This window comes from Polynucleobacter sp. 71A-WALBACH (assembly GCF_018882365.1).
In the GTDB taxonomy this organism is placed as follows: Bacteria; Pseudomonadota; Gammaproteobacteria; order Burkholderiales; family Burkholderiaceae; genus Polynucleobacter.
Genome location: NZ_JACVOP010000004.1, coordinates 169,511 through 185,038, shown reverse-complemented (window position 1 = coordinate 185,038; position 15,528 = coordinate 169,511). Strand labels below are relative to the sequence as shown.

Here is a 15,528-nt window from a genome sequence, read left to right as displayed (position 1 = left end):
AGTGCGCCCCTCTTTTTTAGCAAACTCCCCAAAATTCTGTTTTCCCAATCTGTCGGATGACCATCTAGACAGCGATACCCCAAAACACATTCATATCCTTATTTACACCCGAGAACCACATGCAATTATCTGAACTCAAAGTACTCCACGTATCCGCTCTGCTTGAAATGGCAGCTAGCCTGGAGATTGAAAACACCCAACGGATGCGCAAACAAGAATTGATGTTTGCCATTCTGAAGAAACGCGCTAAAGAAGGTGAATCTGTTTTCGGAGATGGCACTTTGGAAGTATTGCCAGATGGCTTTGGTTTCTTGCGCTCCCCGGATGCTTCTTATATGGCATCTCCGGACGATATCTATATCTCCCCTGCGCAGATCCGTCGCTTTAACCTGCATACAGGTGATAGCGTTGAAGGCGAGGTTCGTACACCTAAAGATGGTGAGCGTTACTTTGCTTTGGTCAAAGTAGACAAGATCAACGGTTTGCCTCCAGAGGCACTAAAGAACCGCATCATGTTCGAGAACTTAACGCCTTTGCATCCGAATCGCGTGGTTCAGTTAGAGCGTGACATCAAAGCGGAAGAGAATTTAACAGGCCGCATCATCGATATGATCTCCCCGATTGGCTATGGCCAGCGTGGCTTGATCGTGTCCTCACCAAAGTCCGGTAAGACCGTGATGATGCAACACATCGCCCATGCGATTGCCGCAAATAATCCAGATGCGATCTTGATCGTATTGCTGGTGGATGAGCGCCCAGAAGAAGTTACTGAAATGCAGCGCTCGGTTCGTGGCGAAGTCGTTGCCTCGACCTTTGATGAGCCAGCTGTGCGTCACGTACAAGTTGCCGAGATGGTAATTGAAAAGGCCAAGCGTTTAGTGGAGATGAAAAAAGACGTCATCATCTTGCTTGATTCGATTACCCGCCTTGCTCGTGCTTACAACACGGTGATTCCTTCATCTGGAAAAGTACTTTCTGGTGGTGTGGATGCGAATGCTCTGCAACGTCCAAAGCGTTTCTTCGGTGCAGCGCGTAATGTGGAAGAAGGTGGTTCACTCACCATCATCGCAACTGCCTTGATTGAAACTGGTAGCCGTATGGATGACCTCATCTACGAAGAGTTCAAAGGTACCGGCAATATGGAAGTACACCTTGAGCGTCGTTTGGCTGAGCGTCGCGTTTACCCATCTATTAACCTCAATAAGTCCGGTACCCGCCGTGAAGAGTTGCTGGTTAAAGCTGAAAACCTCCAGAAAATCTGGGTTTTACGTAAGTTATTGGCTGATATGGACGATATTGAGGCAATGAACTTCATCGTTGATAAGCTCAAATCCACCAAAAATAACGGTGAATTCTTCGATTTAATGCGTAAGGGTGGCTAATTTAGTCTCTTGGAGTCGGTAAAAGTGCGCTTTGTTGTTGATTTCATGGCATAATTTCGCCTTTACCGCTTTAATAATTTGCATTTAACTTGGGTAAGTATTTAGGTCTTAGGACCCGAACGGCTGCCTGCTAATAGGACTTAATAATGAAACCTGGCATTCACCCCGAATATCGTGAAATCGTCTTTGTAGACGTTTCTAACAACTTCAGCTTCAAGACTCGCTCCACAATGTCTACAAGAGAGACAATTAAGTGGGAAGACGGCAATGAATATCCATTGGCCAAGATCGAGACTTCATCTGAGTCACACCCTTTCTACACCGGTACCCAGAAGATTATGGATACTGCTGGTCGTGTTGAGAAATTCCGTCAGAAATTCGGTACTAAAGCTGTTGCTAAAGCTACCGGTGATGGCGCTGCAAAAACAGCTGAGAAAAAAGCTGCTGCTGCAGAAGCTAAAGCTGCTGAAAAGCCAGCTAAGAAGAAGTAATAGACTTACTCGACAAAGGGGTTGGGCATTCACCCTCCCCTGCGAGATAATCAAGGCAGCGTTTGCTGCCTTTTTTATTGCTAGTTTTTTATGGTCAAACTCACCGCCGCCGCCACCACCTCCATTCCACGCATCATTATTTTTGCGTTAACTTTGATCTATGGATTTGCAGGTCTTTTCGCACGTGATCCTTGGAAGAACGAGGATGCCGTTGGATTTGGTGGCATGTGGACTTTGCAACATGGCAAAGCGCTTGACTGGATTGTTCCTCATTTAGCTGGGCGCGATATCTCGCTTGGCTCACCTTTCCCCTACTGGCTAGGCGCCACACTGATGGATCTGTTTGGTCCATGGATTGGCATGGCCAACGCCGCCCGACTCTATGCGGCAGTTTGCTTTTTCGCATCGGCTTTAGCGATTTGGTATGCAACTTATCTATTAGGTCGTCGCCAAGAAGTGCAGCCAATGGTATTGGCTGTTGGCGGACAGCCTGGACGTAAAAACTATGGCATGACCCTAGCTGATGGCGCGCTACTGATTTTCTTAGCCTGCGTCGGTCTTGCGCAGCGTGCGCATGAGACCACGCCAATGATGGCGCAACTGATGGGTATCAGCATCGTGCTATATGGCACAGTGCGCGGCTTAGATAAGCCATGGCAAGGCGGCTTATGGACTGGTCTCGGTATTGCGATCGTCGCCCTCTCGAGCAATCTCACCCTAAGCTTAATTATTGTCAGTTCCACCATCATTGCAGTGATTGCCAGCAATGCGAAGTTACGCTTTCGCTGGACCTTAACCAGCACGGTTTTAGGCCTCATTGGTTTTGCGATTTGGCCTGCGCTTTGGTATTTTGGCAACCTCACGCCTGAGTGGCGTCATATTGCTGAAGAAGGCTGGCGCAATATGCCAGAAATGCGTGCTACGCCATCAATAGAGTCGCTTGGATTTTTGAGTATCAACTTCTGGGCCTATGCCTGGCCAGTTTGGCCATTAGCCATCATCTCGCTTGCCCACTGGGGTCGAGTTAAAGAAGCGGGTCAATGGCGCGCACCTCATCTATGTATTCCGCTCAGTTTATTTATCGGTTGCTTGATTTATGTTCTGTTCAGATTGGAAGCAAATGAGCATGACCTCATTATTTTGATTCCCAGTCTTTCAATCATCGCTGCATTTAGCTTACCAATTCTCAAGCGTAGCTTGATTAGCTTTATTGACTGGTTTGCGATGTTTAGTTTCACGATGATTGCTTTGGCTATTTGGATTATTTGGCTAGCTAAAGTGACTGGCTTTCCAGAATCCACTGCTGCAAACCTAGCAAGACTATTGCCAGGATTTCAGGCGCAGTTTGATTACTTCGGCTTTATTGTTGCGCTATTGATTACAGGTGTTTGGTTGGCGATTGTGCGTTGGAGAACTTCTCGCGCCCCTAAAGAAATCTGGCGTTGCCTCATCATCTCCGCATCTGGCACCACATTGATGTGGGTCTTATTAATGACCTTATGGTTACCGACAATTAATTACGCTAAAACCTATCGCTATGTATCCGATCGCCTAGAAAGCATTATTGCGAATACACCAGGCTGTATTGATACTAGTAATTTAGGTTCAGCTCAATTAGCTTCCTTTAGCTATTTCACCAAACTTCCTCTGCGCGATGACTCCAGCTGCAATCTCATGCTGACCCATAGCTCTTTAGAGGCCAAGGCATACGCCAGCCTGAATAAAAAGAAAATTGAATTACTTTGGGAAGATCGCCGCGCATCTGACCGTGATGAGCGTCTACGTCTTTATCAAATTACCCTTGCAGGTAAAGAATAAATCGTGTTGCACTTTAAGTTATCGCGCTTGCGCGAGGATATCCCCTCTCTACTAAAACTCGCTGGCCCGATTCTGATTGGTCAGCTAGCAGTAATTACTTTTGGCGTTTTAGATACGGCCATGACAGCGCGCTACTCCGCTGATGACTTAGCTGCGCTAGCGATGGCTTCAGCCATCTTTATTAGTGTCTATGTTGGTCTGACTGGCGTGATCTCCGCCCTCGCCCCAATTGCTGGACAGCTCTTTGGCGCTAAGCGGTTGGGTGAGATTGGTGAAGAAGTACGTCAAGCCACCTGGCTAGCCGTGGGACTTACTCTATTGGGTGGCGCAATTCTCCTGAATGCCGATCATCTCCTGCAAATCTCACAAGTGACTCCAGATATTGAAGGCAAGGCTAGGTTGTATCTCAATATTCTTGCCATTGGTTTACCAGCGAGCATGGCGATGCGCGTACTGATGGCGCTACATAACGCCGTATCTAGGCCCGCAGTGATTACCGTGGTGCAGCTAATAGGCTTAGGTTTAAAGCTGCCCCTCAATCTTTTGTTTATTTATGGTGGCCTAGGCATTGAAGGGATGGGTGGCCCAGGATGTGCGGTAGCCACGGTCATCATCAACTGGTTCTGGCTCATCATTACCCTGGGATTTGTAGTCTTTGATAGCTTCTATCGGCCATTCAAAATCTTTGCGCGCTTTAGTTGGCCTGACTGGCATCGCATCTGGACCTTGCTGAAGTTAGGCGCACCAATTGGCTTTAGCTATTTAATTGAAGTGACCTCCTTCACTTTTATGTCGCTCTTCATTGCCCGCCTGGGTACTACCGCTTTAGCAGGCCATCAAATCGTGGCCAATATGGGTACCGTCATTTACATGGTGCCTTTATCACTCTCGATTGCGACGATGACATTGGTATCGCAATCGATTGGCGCAAACAAACAAGAGCGCGCAGAAGAGATTGGTTGGTCGTCGGTATTTTTCACCACTACGCTCTGCATTTCAATTGGTATTGCGGTGTGGATATTGAGAGTTCAACTTTTAGATCTGTATGACCCGCCACCAGAGGTCAAAGTATTTTCCATTCCACTCTTTTTGTTTATTGCCTTTTACCAAGTCTTCGATGCTCTGCAGATTACTGCGGCATTTATTTTGCGTGCCTATCGCATCGCCTTCTGGCCTATGCTGATTTATGCAGGCTCACTTTGGGGTGTTGGTTTAGGTGGCGGCTATTTGATGGGATTCAATATCTTTGGCAATACCCCTGAGTTCTTACAAGGTGCCAATGGCTTTTGGGCTGGTAATAGCATGAGCTTGGGATTAGCCGCACTCCTATTGCTCTACCTCTTTAGAAGAACGGCGGCGCGCTTTGAGAAAACGCATCCGCCGGTCGAGGTTTAATTACAGTACATCGTTTACTGAATAGGCTTGAAACCGCTTGGTGGCATTGATGGCTTGCCTTGTGGAATGTTGTAGCTATTGCTACCACCACCACTTTGGGTTGGGTAACTAGGCACTTGATTGCCTTTGGAATACATACATTGTTGATAGGCGATGTTGTATTGAGCTTGAGATTGATTTTGTTTACCAGCAGAATTCATAGCCCCCATTGCGGCACCGCCAAGTAAACCAATACCAGCCCCCGTACCAACGCCCTGACTGCTACCCCCCTGAATCACCGCACCTGCAGCCGCACCTAAAGCCGCGCCTATCGCCGCACTAGTAGCGCCTTCTTTTAAAGCTGCGTTGCTAGTATCTTTGACTGCATTTGCAGCAAACTCACGACACTGCTGGTCTTCCTGCTGAAATACTTCAAAAGGCTTTCCCTCGCGCGGCATGATGGCGACTGTTGGACCGGTTGGCGCAGAGACGCAGGCAGCTAAAGAGCTGATGATCGCCAATGCCAAGATGGTACGTTTCATATTCATTCCTTAAATCGTATTAGTTACTTCAATAACTGACTTAGTTGTGAAAGCGCTGTCTTGTGGAGGCATTGCCAGAAGGTGGCATTGCTGGCTGAGTCTGCCATCCAGAGGCGCAACTTTGCACGTACGGAAAATACTGTCCACTCGCTTCACAGTAATACCAAACTGGAGGTTGAGGCTGCGAAGCCAAAACCATGGGTTGTGGAGGAGCTGCATAGGTAACTACTGGCGGAGCGGCATAGACTACTGGTGGCGCATAGTAGCCAGCGGCATAGGGGTAGCCATAGCCAGCACCATAGTATCCGCCACGCCAACCTGGCCCCCAACCACCACCCCATCCTGGGCCGTATGCTGCTGGACGCCAACCACCGCCGTAGCCACCACCATAACCACCGCCTCCAACAGAGACCGCCCAGCCGACATTGCCCGCTTGAGCCGCCACTGGGGCAAGCGCGAATAAACCCGCAGCCGCTAGGAGCGTCAGAACTGATTTAGCTATTGCTGATTGGTACTGCTTTTGGCTTGTTTTCATAGTGGACCCCATTAATTGGTCGCCTCCTAGCATCTTTAACGCTTCACCCAAATCCAGGCTGACAGGAATTCGGGTTTTAGTGGAATATTTTTTACTTCGCTTTAGAGGCTAGCTATTCCAATTTTGCGCCTGATTTGTAAACAACTCTACCCCATTTATTGGTCTCGGATTGGATCAATCTAAAAAGCTCTTGTGGACTTCCAGGCGCAGGGTCTAGGCCGCTAGCTAGGAGCTTTTGCTTTACCTTAGCCTGGTTGAGGGTTTGGCGAGTCAGGGTATTTAAGCGCTTTTGCAGGGCTGGAGGCAAATTAGCCGGCGCCATGAGCGAGAACCACGATGTTGCCTCAAATCCTGGCAAGCCTTGCTCTGCCATGGTCGGAATCTCTGGAGCTGCTGGAGAGCGTTTTAAGGTGGTTACCGCCAAAGCCTGCACCTCTCCCGCCTTAATCAGAGGCAGCGATGAAGACAGATTATCAAAGAGCATTGAAATTCGGCCACTAATCAGATCGGGCAAAGATTGCGCTCTCCCTTTATATGGAATATGCCGAATCTGTACCCCAGTCATTTCTTTAAAGAGTTCGCCAGACATATGTAAGGAGGTACCGACACCAGAGGAGCCAAAAGTGAGCTCGTTAGGTTTGGCTTTAGCCAGCTCAATGAGTTCATGCAGATTATGCACACCCAACTTCTTGTTCACTACCAACACATTTGGAGTACTCGCTAAAAAACTAATGGGCGTGAAATCATTGACCGGATGAAAAGACATCTTGTCATAGAGCGCCCCATTAATCGCATGAATACCTACCGTGCCGATCAGGAGCGTATAACCATCAGGCTCACTCTTCGCCACTAGGTCAGCGCCGATATTGCCGCCATAGCCAGGACGGTTTTCCACAAGAACTGGCACGCCTAAACTTTGTTGCCAACTCTCGGCAAGTACGCGCGCCAAAATATCAGGGGCACCTCCCGGTGTAAAAGTGACCACAATCCGAATAGGCTGCTTTGGCCAAGCAGCATTAGCTTGAGATGTTTGAGATTGGGCGGTACCAGTAAAGCTTAGGCAAGCAAGAAGCACTGCCAAGCCCTTCACCACATCAGAGGCGCCCTTCATCCAATCACCCACGCTACTTAAAAACCGAAACGCGTGCGTAACCAGATCCATCCCTCGTATTTAACGGGATCATCGGCGCAGGGGCCAATGCCGCATTCTAAAAGCGTAGAAGCGAGGTTAGCAAAGACTAGAACGATAAATAGAATCACTAATGTATTTGCAAACAGTGAGCGTGAGCGTACGTCACGGTTAGGCAACATCAATAAAATAGCAAGGCCAGCCAGTAGTCCAACGTAGCCTACGTAAGCCCAAGTGTAAAAATGAAGCTCTAGAAAAGTTTTTCCGAACCCTTGATCACCTGGCAAGATATGCAGAAATACTTGGCGCAAGGAAACCATCATCCCTACTAAGCCGCCAATAATGCCCCAACCATAATGAGCTGAATGCGCACCACAACGAATATTAAGAACCAGCGCAAAACCAATGATCACAAAACCCATGCGTTGCATTAAGCAAAGTGGGCATGGTAATTCACCAAAATAGAGTTGATCCACGAAGGCATAGGACAGCATGCCAATGATTGCGGCTAAAGCCAGCTGATTACCTAGACTTGCTAGGGAGGGAAAGGAATGCTTGCTCACAGGCTGATATTCAAATGACTAGTGGCGTGAATTCGGAACCAGAACATCAGGATACCGACGGTAATGGCAAGCACCACTAAACCTGCCAGACGCTTCTCAAACCAAACAAGGACAAGGCCGATAAAGGCTGTCAGGAAAGGTAGAAACATGTACATGTAAGAATTCTATCTCAGGTCGATCGGAACTCTAAAAACAAGTGCTTCAAAGGGTCTTTTGTATAGAATGAAGTCATGAACCCCACCCCACCCTGCATCGACTTCCAGCTTGATGGATCCATTGCCAGCATTACCTTTAATAATCCCACAGCACGCAATGCCTTAACTTGGCCGATGTATGAAGAACTCAAGCGAATTTGCGATGAAATTGCAAATAGACCAGAGATTAGGGTGGCTATTTTTAGAGGAGCTGGAGACAAAGCCTTTGTATCCGGTAGCGACATCCAGCAATTTGTAGATCTCCAAGAAAACGAGGCTTATGAAGTTGCAGTCGATGCGATTTTTCATTCCTTGCAACACTTACCTATTCCGACAATTGCACTAATTGAAGGCTTGGCTGTTGGCAGCGGTCTACTCATTGCCACCGCCTGTGATTTCAGAATATCGACTGTTGATGCACGCTTTGGTATTCCAGTAGCCAAGACTTTAGGTAATTGCTTATCGCCCAGCAATCTCTCCTGGATAGCAAATCATTTGGGTGTGCCCATGGTCAAACGCATGCTGTTGACCGCAGAGCTCATTAAAGCGCCAGAGTTGCTCAACTCAGGCTACCTATATCAAACTACTGCCCCCGATCACATTACAGAGGCAACTCAAGCCTTAGCTATCAAGTTAGCTACGCTCGCTCCGATTACGCAAAAAGCGAGCAAAGTGACTTTGGCGCGCTTGATAGAAAGCAATTTACCCGATTGCACCGAACTCATGAGAGAGACTTACAACAGCATTGACTTCAAAGAAGGAGTTAATGCCTTCCTTGAAGGACGCTCGCCAAAGTGGCTTGGTAAGTAATTCTTAAAAGAGACGGCCCCTTATTAAACGATCTTGATTTTCAGTGGAGTAAGGCCTTCAACACTACCCTCAAGCACATCACCCTTTTTTACGGGACCAACGCCTGCAGGTGTGCCAGACATAATCAAATCGCCTGGCTCGAGCGTAAATAAAGTGGAGAGATAAGCAATAGTATCTGGAACGTTCCAAATTAATTGGTTTAAATCACCCTCTTGACGCACTTCACCATTCACCAATAACTTGACTGCACCTTTATTAGGATGTCCGCACTGCGCAGCAGGCGTAATCGCAGCACAAGGAGCGGATTGATCAAAGGCTTTGCCGGTATCCCAAGGGCGCCCCATTTTTTTGGCCTCACCTTGCAGGTCGCGACGAGTCATATCGAGACCGACGCCATAACCATACACATGCTCTAAGGCTTTATCCGCAGGAATATTAGCGCCACCTTTGCCGATAGCAACAACCATCTCAATTTCATGGTGAACATCATTTGATAAGTTTGGATATTGCATATCTTTACCATCGGCCACGATAGAGTTAGCTGGCTTCATAAAAAAGAATGGTGGCTCGCGATCTGGATCATGGCCCATCTCACGTGCGTGATCAGCATAGTTACGGCCCACGCAATAAATACGGTTTACAGCAAACCGGCGGGTATCACCCACTACAGGAAGTGATGGGATGATCGGTGGATCGATAACGTACGCTGTGCTCATGAATGGCCTTTCTGATGGGTGTCTAGTTTTTAATAATTATTGTGTGAATTAATTATGACATTACTTCGATAGATGTCGTATTTGGCCGTGGGTGCAGAGTTTAAGTAGCAAAATGCTCAGCGCCAGGACAAAGGTCAAGGCATTGGCCAAGATTAAAGGCCATTTCTCGATGATGAGCCCGTAAATCAGCCATAAACCAACGCCCGTAGTAAACAAGCTATACATCCCCAAGGAGATTCCAGAAAGATCTCGAGTGCGCCAGGATTGAATAGCCTGAGGTAGAAAAGCAATCGTGGTCAGGAATGCGGCGCAGTAGCCAATCGTTTCTGGGGAGACTATATCCATGGTGCGATCTAAAAAGGTTTATGGGAGCGGAAAGGAAAAGATGGCTTTGAGCGTAAGAGGGTCAGTGCTGTTGGAAAAGCCCTTACCTACCCCCGCCTGAAAAGAAATTGGCTTTCCATCGTAGTACATCATCAAAAATCCCAATTGCTGGGTATTTTGATAGTTAATAGGTTGGTTGATCTGATTCAGGCTTGAGTAGTACTCGACCCCAAGGGCAAGATCTCCATAGATTTCTCGCGAGACTCGTGTTGCCGTAGAAAAATAAGGGGCCTGGTGAATATAGGACTGAGAAAGGGCGACATCAAAAATGGGGTTGAATGAAATCAACCATTCATCAAAATGCTTACCAATAATGAAACGCAGCTCTCCGTTATAGCGAGATTCATCAAACTGGGGCTGGATATTGGCAAGCTCAAGATTTACACCCGCAAAGAAAAGATCACCATGCTCCTCTTGGTAGGGCAACCATTTCATTCGAAGCTTCGTAGCGGCATACTGAAACTTACTATCATTGCTGGCATAGGATATGTACAAGCCAGCCTCTAAGTTGTTACCTAGGCCATAAGCAAATTCTGGCGTTACCCGAATGCCATTGTTACTCATCACCTCTCCTGGATAGGATGGCGTCTGAATACCTCGTGGGGTGCTATTCATATGCACTTCTAGACTAGTCTCACCCTTTGCATTGATCGCATCGTCATAAACCTGAATCTCATCTTGCAAGACCGCATGCCCTAGAACTGGAAAGAGTGCCAAAGAAATTGAAACCCAAATTACCCTCAGGCGCAGTCCAGCCTTAAACATAAGCTAGAAATACGGTATAGCAGTCAATGCTCTCAATTTGATGGGACTGCAAACTCATTGGGTACTTTATCGTCAGATTGATACGACTTTTTTTGATGAAGCTATTGTTTTTGATTGAGACCTGATTTACGCGATTCAATTTCTTTATTAATTGCAGCAAGAGTTTTTGCGTCAGGAGTTTTCCAGTTGCCACCCGCCTTATTAGCCATATAAGCCACTGCGTCTGAGAAGCTCTCGATCGTGAGGTTCGGGTTACCACCTTTAGGAGGCATGCTCCTTACGCCAACATAAGCATGCGCCGTAAGAATAACTTGACCCTCAGCAATCAATGGGGCCCACTTAGCCTTATCACCAAACTTGGGGGCATTCAAAACGCCAGCGCCATGACAGGCTGCACAAACTTGTTTATAGGTGCTCTCACCGGGTTCAGCGAATGTTGCAAAGCTAGCGCCTGCAGAGGCAACAAGAATCATGGAGCGGAGGGATAAATTCATAAGGACGCCGATAGGGAGTTAATTTATATTCATGACAATTTATCTCAATTTTGCAATAAACGTCTAAAGGCAAGCTAAGCCAAGCCAAAATAGCTCGCAACCCTATAAGTAATGAAGGCTGCCAGGTAAGCCAAGCCAAAAAGGTAGCTCAACATAATGACCGGAATCTTCCAGCCGCCCGTCTCTCTTTTAACGGCTGCAATCGTCGAAAGACACTGAGGGGCAAATACAAACCAAGCTAGCAGAGATAAACCTGTAGCTAAACTCCAGCCTTTAGAAATGAGTGGTACCAAAGCATCCGCGGCATCAACTCCAGAGCTCGATAGTGCATACACTGTTGCCAAAGAGCTCACCACCACTTCACGCGCTGCCATACCAGGTACCAAAGCAATACTGATTTGCCAATTGAAACCGATGGGCTCAAAGACGACTGCCAAGGCTTGACCCATCATTCCGGCAATACTGTATTGAATGGGGGAGCCAGTCGCATTTTCTGGAGGAAGCGGAAAACTAGAGAGCGCCCAGAGACACACCGTCATGATGAGAATAATTCCACCAGCGCGACGTAAGAAAATTTCAGCACGCTGCCACAAACCAATTGCTAAATTTCCCAAACGCGGCAAGTGATAACTCGGCAACTCCATCATCAAAGCATTGAGCTGAAACTTTTCACTAGTAAAGCGCTTCAGTACCCAAGCTACAGCCATTGCACCAACAATGCCAGCTACATAGAGTGAGAATAAAACCAGACCTTGTAAATCTAATCCAGCCCACAATTTACGCTCAGGAATAAAAGCCGATATTAATAAGGCATACACGGGTAGACGTGCTGAGCAAGTCATCATTGGGGCAATCAGAATCGTCACCAAACGATCACGCGCATTGGAGATACTGCGTGTCGCCATAATTCCAGGGATAGCGCAGGCAAAGCTAGATAGCAGAGGAATAAACGATCTGCCCGATAAACCAACTCGCCCCATCAAGCGATCCAATAAGTACGCAGCCCGGGGAAGGTAGCCAGACTCCTCCAAAATGAGGATGAAAAAGTACAGAATCAAAATCTGCGGCAAGAAAATCAGTACGCCACCCGCACCAGCCAGAATGCCATCTACCAATAAGCTACGTAACCAATTATTTGGAAGTGCTTGCGTGAATACGGCACCGAGCCAATCTACTCCGGACTCGATTACCTGCATGGGTAAGGTTGCCCAACTAAATACAGCCTGAAAAATAAAGAATAGGACTGTGGCCAAGATGATTGGACCAAAAACGGGATGAAGTAATACAGCATCGAGACGATCGCTCATGCGATCTGGAATGATCTGATCTAAGCCAAGATTTTGCAATATGCGTTGAACCTGTTCATTGTCTAGCTCAGTGTGCTTGGTGTGATCCTGAGGAGTTTCAACGCCCTCGTCAACATCGCTGGCACGCAATGCTGATAAGTTTTTCCAATCCAGCTCACCTAAATACTGCTTAAGCTCATCGGCACCATCCGACTGAACTCCCACCGTGGCAATGACTGGAAGGCCGAGCTCTTGGGACAAGGCTTTTACGTCTACATTGACACCTTGACGCTTAGCGACATCCACCATATTAAGCACTACAACACAGGGCAATCCGAGGCGTTTTGCAGATAACACCAGGCGTAAATTGCGCCTGAGATTCATGGCATTGAGTACGCACAGCACGAGGTCGGGACGCTTTTCGCCCTGAGCATTGCCATGCAGCACATTACAAGTCACCCGCTCATCTAAAGAACGTGGATACAAACTATAGGCGCCAGGAAGATCAAGAATGCGGATGACCTTTTCAGATTCGAGAATTAAGCGCCCTTCTTTTCTCTCTACAGTAACGCCAGAATAATTAGCCACCTTTTGGCGGCTTCCTGTAAGTAGATTAAATAGCGCGGTTTTTCCACAATTGGGATTACCAAGCAGCGCGACTAAGGGCTCACGTGGGAAGAAATGAATCTGCGCTTCAGACATGCTTAAAGGGTTTCCACCTCAACCATTCGAGCTTCAGATTCTCGCAAGGCAAATGTTGATGAACCAACTCTGATTAATATCGGGCCTTGACCCAGCAATCCTTTGCGCAGGACTTCCACCTGTTCGCCAGGCAGAAATCCAATGTCTTCTAGTTGGCCACGCATATCTTCACGCTGATCACCTGTAATGGTGATTCTGCTGACACGAGCTCTTACGCCCGGGAGGATTTCTTCAAGATTCATGGCTGGATCGGTAATGGACTAAATTAATTATATCCCCACATGAGAATGAATATCATTCTCTAAAAATGCGATTTGAGCCTAATAATCACCCATTTAGCCAGTCAGCGTCTTGATTTAAAACAAAAATAGAGCAGCTAAGCACTCAACCAGTCTTAGCGCAGAATGAGCCTTAGCTTATAGCCAGCCAGCAATTTGCCTCTTCAGACTGATTGATTTATAGCCAGGACTAACACCCGAGAGGGTGCGGATTTTACGAATCAGTTTTGCAAAATCGCGATTGGTGCTCAAGTCTTCATTCGTGGCTAGAAAAAATATTTCATCTTTTAGCTGTATGAAATCCAAGCCATTTTCTAGCGCAATACTTTTCACACCCATGCCTACGTCTGCCTTTTTTGCCAATATTGCCGTGGCAATCGCAGAGTGGGTAAATTCTTCATTCTCGTAACCCTTGATGCCATGGGCATCAATACCTTCTTTAGCCAAAATGGTATCCAACAGCAAACGTGTTCCCGACCCCTTCTGGCGGTTGATAAAGCGAACTTTAGGTCTGAGCAAGTCTTTGGGTGAAATGATGTTCAGTGGATTGCCTTTGGCTACCAAGAGGCCTTGCACTCGCTTCATGACAGGGAATATTTGCATCCCCTCTTTTTGAAGTCGCTTGGCAATAATCTGAGAGCTTTGCGGATCTGAAATATGGAATCCAGCAATGTCCACCTCATAATTGAGAAGACGCTCTAAAGCTTCACCTGATCCAGCTGTAATTAACTCAAAGCCTTCAATGTCGAATACTGCTTTTTGAATTATGGGGTCGCTACTACTAGCAAAGCGCCATTGTTTTTTTGCTTTGACTCTAAATTGAGCAAACCCCTCTTCAAGGTGAGATAGGCTGGTCTGGCCCAATCGCATTGTCTTTTGATCAAAGTCTTCGGTAAATTGAATCAAGTATCTGGCGTATTCCGATAATTGGGAGCCATGCCCCCTCACCCGATCGATTAGCTTAAATCCTAAGGCCAGTTCAACTTCGTTTAATTTTTGCCAGACATTCCTATAAGACAAACCCATTTTTTTGCAGGCAGACATCAGTGTTTTGCCGTGATCAATATCTTTTAGCAAAGCTGTTAACCATACCAAATCGACTACGGCTGGATCTTTTGCATTCTTACTACCAAAAACAAGGGTTGGCCGAATCTGTATTCTCATATGTAATTTTTTGCATATTGATGTTTTGTAATATGACAAATCTTAACCGAACCTCAACAAGGGAAGTGAACTCAGATGAAATTCTCATTTAACCGCTTACTAATAGCTGCCTTAACTGCCCTGACACTTTTAAGTAACTCAGCTACCGCACAAGAGAAAAGCATTGTTGTGTCATCCACAACCTCAACAGAACAGTCTGGACTCTTTGGCTTCATCTTGCCAATCTTCAAAATGAAGACAGGTATCGACGTCAAGGTGGTTGCAGTTGGGACTGGCCAGGCTTTAGATATCGGACGTCGTGGAGATGCTGATGTGGTGTTTGTGCATGACAAACCCGCTGAAGAGAAATTTGTCAGCGAAGGTTATGCTACAAAGCGTGTTGAAGTTATGTACAACGACTTCGTATTGATTGGCCCTAAATCTGATCCAGCAAAAATTGGCGGCGGCAAAGATATCAAAGTTGCGTTTCAGAAAATTGCAACAGCTCAAGCGCCCTTTGTATCGCGTGGCGATAAGAGTGGCACGCATGCAGCAGAGTTACGCTACTGGAAAGATTCTGGCGTAGCAGTTGCTCCAACCCCTAGTTGGTATAAAGAAACTGGGTCAGGCATGGGGCCCGCACTCAATACAGCGTCAGCCATGAATGGCTATATCTTGGCTGATCGCGCCACTTGGCTTTCCTTTAAGAACCGCGGTGATTTAACTATCCTGGTTCAAGGTGATCCAAAACTATTTAACCAGTACGGTGTGATGTTGGTAAATCCAGCTAAATTCCCTCATGTCAAAAAAGCCGAAGGTCAAGCTTTCATCGATTGGATTACCTCCAAGAATGGACAGGATGTCATCGCCAGCTATCAAATTGGTGGCGAGCAACTCTTCTTCCCAAACGCTAAGAAATAAT

18 protein-coding genes are annotated in these 15,528 nt (G+C 46.9%); 6 read left to right on the top strand and 12 right to left on the bottom strand.

Going from position 1 to position 15,528, the window contains the following annotated elements; all coding sequences use genetic code 11:
* Window positions 1-119: 119 nt before the first annotated feature.
* The 4 genes from rho (at window position 120) to ICN42_RS11655 (ending at window position 5,086) form a co-directional block, all read left to right on the top strand.
* Window positions 120-1,382: a transcription termination factor Rho gene (gene rho, locus ICN42_RS11670; protein WP_216201390.1), complete on the top strand. Its 1,263-nt coding sequence runs from the start codon at window positions 120-122 to the stop codon at window positions 1,380-1,382.
* 146 nt (window positions 1,383-1,528) lie between these two features.
* Window positions 1,529-1,873: a type B 50S ribosomal protein L31 gene (locus ICN42_RS11665; RefSeq protein WP_216255047.1), complete on the top strand. Its 345-nt coding sequence runs from the start codon at window positions 1,529-1,531 to the stop codon at window positions 1,871-1,873.
* A 90-nt stretch (window positions 1,874-1,963) separates the two neighbouring features.
* Window positions 1,964-3,691, top strand: coding sequence for a glycosyltransferase family 39 protein (locus ICN42_RS11660; protein ID WP_216255044.1), 1,728 nt, complete (start codon window positions 1,964-1,966; stop codon window positions 3,689-3,691).
* A 3-nt stretch (window positions 3,692-3,694) separates the two neighbouring features.
* Window positions 3,695-5,086 carry an MATE family efflux transporter gene (locus ICN42_RS11655; protein ID WP_216255040.1) on the top strand — a complete coding sequence of 464 codons (1,392 nt, stop codon included), beginning with the start codon at window positions 3,695-3,697 and terminating at the stop codon, window positions 5,084-5,086.
* Between the two features lie 14 nt (window positions 5,087-5,100).
* On the opposite strand, the gene ICN42_RS11650 is transcribed toward ICN42_RS11655, so the two are convergent.
* The 5 genes from ICN42_RS11650 to ICN42_RS12045 all read right to left on the bottom strand — a co-directional run bounded on the left by ICN42_RS11650 (window position 5,101) and on the right by ICN42_RS12045 (window position 7,983).
* Window positions 5,101-5,607 (bottom strand): glycine zipper family protein, encoded by a 507-nt coding sequence (locus ICN42_RS11650; protein ID WP_216255036.1) that lies wholly within the window; start codon window positions 5,605-5,607, stop codon window positions 5,101-5,103.
* Window positions 5,608-5,647: 40 nt separating this feature from the next.
* On the bottom strand, window positions 5,648-6,142 hold the full coding sequence (locus ICN42_RS11645; RefSeq protein ID WP_255539373.1) for a hypothetical protein: 495 nt from the start codon (window positions 6,140-6,142) through the stop codon (window positions 5,648-5,650).
* A 112-nt stretch (window positions 6,143-6,254) separates the two neighbouring features.
* Window positions 6,255-7,253, bottom strand: a complete 999-nt coding sequence (locus tag ICN42_RS11640; protein ID WP_216255107.1) for a tripartite tricarboxylate transporter substrate binding protein — start codon at window positions 7,251-7,253, stop codon at window positions 6,255-6,257.
* A 17-nt stretch (window positions 7,254-7,270) separates the two neighbouring features.
* Window positions 7,271-7,834, bottom strand: coding sequence for a disulfide bond formation protein B (locus ICN42_RS11635; RefSeq protein ID WP_216255033.1), 564 nt, complete (start codon window positions 7,832-7,834; stop codon window positions 7,271-7,273).
* Window positions 7,831-7,983 (bottom strand): DUF5993 family protein, encoded by a 153-nt coding sequence (locus tag ICN42_RS12045; RefSeq protein ID WP_370626041.1) that lies wholly within the window; start codon window positions 7,981-7,983, stop codon window positions 7,831-7,833. Before ICN42_RS12045 ends, ICN42_RS11635 begins: the two co-directional genes overlap by 4 nt.
* Window positions 7,984-8,064: 81 nt before the next feature.
* Between ICN42_RS12045 and ICN42_RS11630 the strand changes: the two genes are divergently transcribed.
* On the top strand, window positions 8,065-8,838 hold the full coding sequence (locus ICN42_RS11630) for an enoyl-CoA hydratase/isomerase family protein (protein WP_216255030.1): 774 nt from the start codon (window positions 8,065-8,067) through the stop codon (window positions 8,836-8,838).
* 23 nt (window positions 8,839-8,861) lie between these two features.
* On the opposite strand, the gene ICN42_RS11625 is transcribed toward ICN42_RS11630, so the two are convergent.
* The 7 genes from ICN42_RS11625 to ICN42_RS11595 all read right to left on the bottom strand — a co-directional run bounded on the left by ICN42_RS11625 (window position 8,862) and on the right by ICN42_RS11595 (window position 14,627).
* Window positions 8,862-9,554: a fumarylacetoacetate hydrolase family protein gene (locus ICN42_RS11625; RefSeq protein ID WP_216255027.1), complete on the bottom strand. Its 693-nt coding sequence runs from the start codon at window positions 9,552-9,554 to the stop codon at window positions 8,862-8,864.
* A 60-nt stretch (window positions 9,555-9,614) separates the two neighbouring features.
* A complete protein-coding gene (locus ICN42_RS11620; protein ID WP_216255025.1) occupies window positions 9,615-9,899 on the bottom strand; it encodes a SemiSWEET transporter in 285 nt (94 codons plus the stop codon).
* Between the two features lie 18 nt (window positions 9,900-9,917).
* The gene (locus ICN42_RS11615) at window positions 9,918-10,703 is read right to left on the bottom strand and encodes a hypothetical protein (protein WP_216255023.1); all 786 of its coding nucleotides are present in this window, start codon (window positions 10,701-10,703) and stop codon (window positions 9,918-9,920) included.
* A gap of 101 nt (window positions 10,704-10,804) precedes the next feature.
* Complete coding sequence (locus ICN42_RS11610) at window positions 10,805-11,197, bottom strand: cytochrome c5 family protein (protein WP_216255020.1); 393 nt, start codon at window positions 11,195-11,197, stop codon at window positions 10,805-10,807.
* Between the two features lie 74 nt (window positions 11,198-11,271).
* On the bottom strand, window positions 11,272-13,185 hold the full coding sequence (locus ICN42_RS11605) for a ferrous iron transporter B (protein WP_216255017.1): 1,914 nt from the start codon (window positions 13,183-13,185) through the stop codon (window positions 11,272-11,274).
* A 2-nt stretch (window positions 13,186-13,187) separates the two neighbouring features.
* Window positions 13,188-13,427, bottom strand: coding sequence for a FeoA family protein (locus ICN42_RS11600; protein ID WP_216255014.1), 240 nt, complete (start codon window positions 13,425-13,427; stop codon window positions 13,188-13,190).
* Between the two features lie 174 nt (window positions 13,428-13,601).
* Window positions 13,602-14,627: a substrate-binding domain-containing protein gene (locus tag ICN42_RS11595; RefSeq protein ID WP_216255011.1), complete on the bottom strand. Its 1,026-nt coding sequence runs from the start codon at window positions 14,625-14,627 to the stop codon at window positions 13,602-13,604.
* 75 nt (window positions 14,628-14,702) lie between these two features.
* Between ICN42_RS11595 and ICN42_RS11590 the strand changes: the two genes are divergently transcribed.
* The gene (locus ICN42_RS11590; protein ID WP_216255009.1) at window positions 14,703-15,527 is read left to right on the top strand and encodes a substrate-binding domain-containing protein; all 825 of its coding nucleotides are present in this window, start codon (window positions 14,703-14,705) and stop codon (window positions 15,525-15,527) included.
* Window position 15,528 lies beyond the last annotated feature (1 nt).

What these genes read in the sequence shown, in the direction of transcription:
- rho (WP_216201390.1), top strand. Translation starts at nt 120, where the DNA reads ATGCAATTATCTGAACTCAAAGTACTCCACGTATCCGCTCTGCTTGAA.
- ICN42_RS11640 (WP_216255107.1), bottom strand. Translation starts at nt 7,253, where the DNA reads ATGAAGGGCGCCTCTGATGTGGTGAAGGGCTTGGCAGTGCTTCTTGCT.
- ICN42_RS11605 (WP_216255017.1), bottom strand. Translation starts at nt 13,185, where the DNA reads ATGTCTGAAGCGCAGATTCATTTCTTCCCACGTGAGCCCTTAGTCGCG.
- ICN42_RS11600 (WP_216255014.1), bottom strand. Translation starts at nt 13,427, where the DNA reads ATGAATCTTGAAGAAATCCTCCCGGGCGTAAGAGCTCGTGTCAGCAGA.
- ICN42_RS12045 (WP_370626041.1), bottom strand. Translation starts at nt 7,983, where the DNA reads ATGTTTCTACCTTTCCTGACAGCCTTTATCGGCCTTGTCCTTGTTTGG.
- ICN42_RS11630 (WP_216255030.1), top strand. Translation starts at nt 8,065, where the DNA reads ATGAACCCCACCCCACCCTGCATCGACTTCCAGCTTGATGGATCCATT.
- ICN42_RS11610 (WP_216255020.1), bottom strand. Translation starts at nt 11,197, where the DNA reads ATGAATTTATCCCTCCGCTCCATGATTCTTGTTGCCTCTGCAGGCGCT.
- ICN42_RS11665 (WP_216255047.1), top strand. Translation starts at nt 1,529, where the DNA reads ATGAAACCTGGCATTCACCCCGAATATCGTGAAATCGTCTTTGTAGAC.
- ICN42_RS11650 (WP_216255036.1), bottom strand. Translation starts at nt 5,607, where the DNA reads ATGAAACGTACCATCTTGGCATTGGCGATCATCAGCTCTTTAGCTGCC.
- ICN42_RS11620 (WP_216255025.1), bottom strand. Translation starts at nt 9,899, where the DNA reads ATGGATATAGTCTCCCCAGAAACGATTGGCTACTGCGCCGCATTCCTG.
- ICN42_RS11590 (WP_216255009.1), top strand. Translation starts at nt 14,703, where the DNA reads ATGAAATTCTCATTTAACCGCTTACTAATAGCTGCCTTAACTGCCCTG.
- ICN42_RS11625 (WP_216255027.1), bottom strand. Translation starts at nt 9,554, where the DNA reads ATGAGCACAGCGTACGTTATCGATCCACCGATCATCCCATCACTTCCT.
- ICN42_RS11660 (WP_216255044.1), top strand. Translation starts at nt 1,964, where the DNA reads ATGGTCAAACTCACCGCCGCCGCCACCACCTCCATTCCACGCATCATT.
- ICN42_RS11645 (WP_255539373.1), bottom strand. Translation starts at nt 6,142, where the DNA reads ATGAAAACAAGCCAAAAGCAGTACCAATCAGCAATAGCTAAATCAGTT.
- ICN42_RS11595 (WP_216255011.1), bottom strand. Translation starts at nt 14,627, where the DNA reads ATGAGAATACAGATTCGGCCAACCCTTGTTTTTGGTAGTAAGAATGCA.
- ICN42_RS11615 (WP_216255023.1), bottom strand. Translation starts at nt 10,703, where the DNA reads ATGTTTAAGGCTGGACTGCGCCTGAGGGTAATTTGGGTTTCAATTTCT.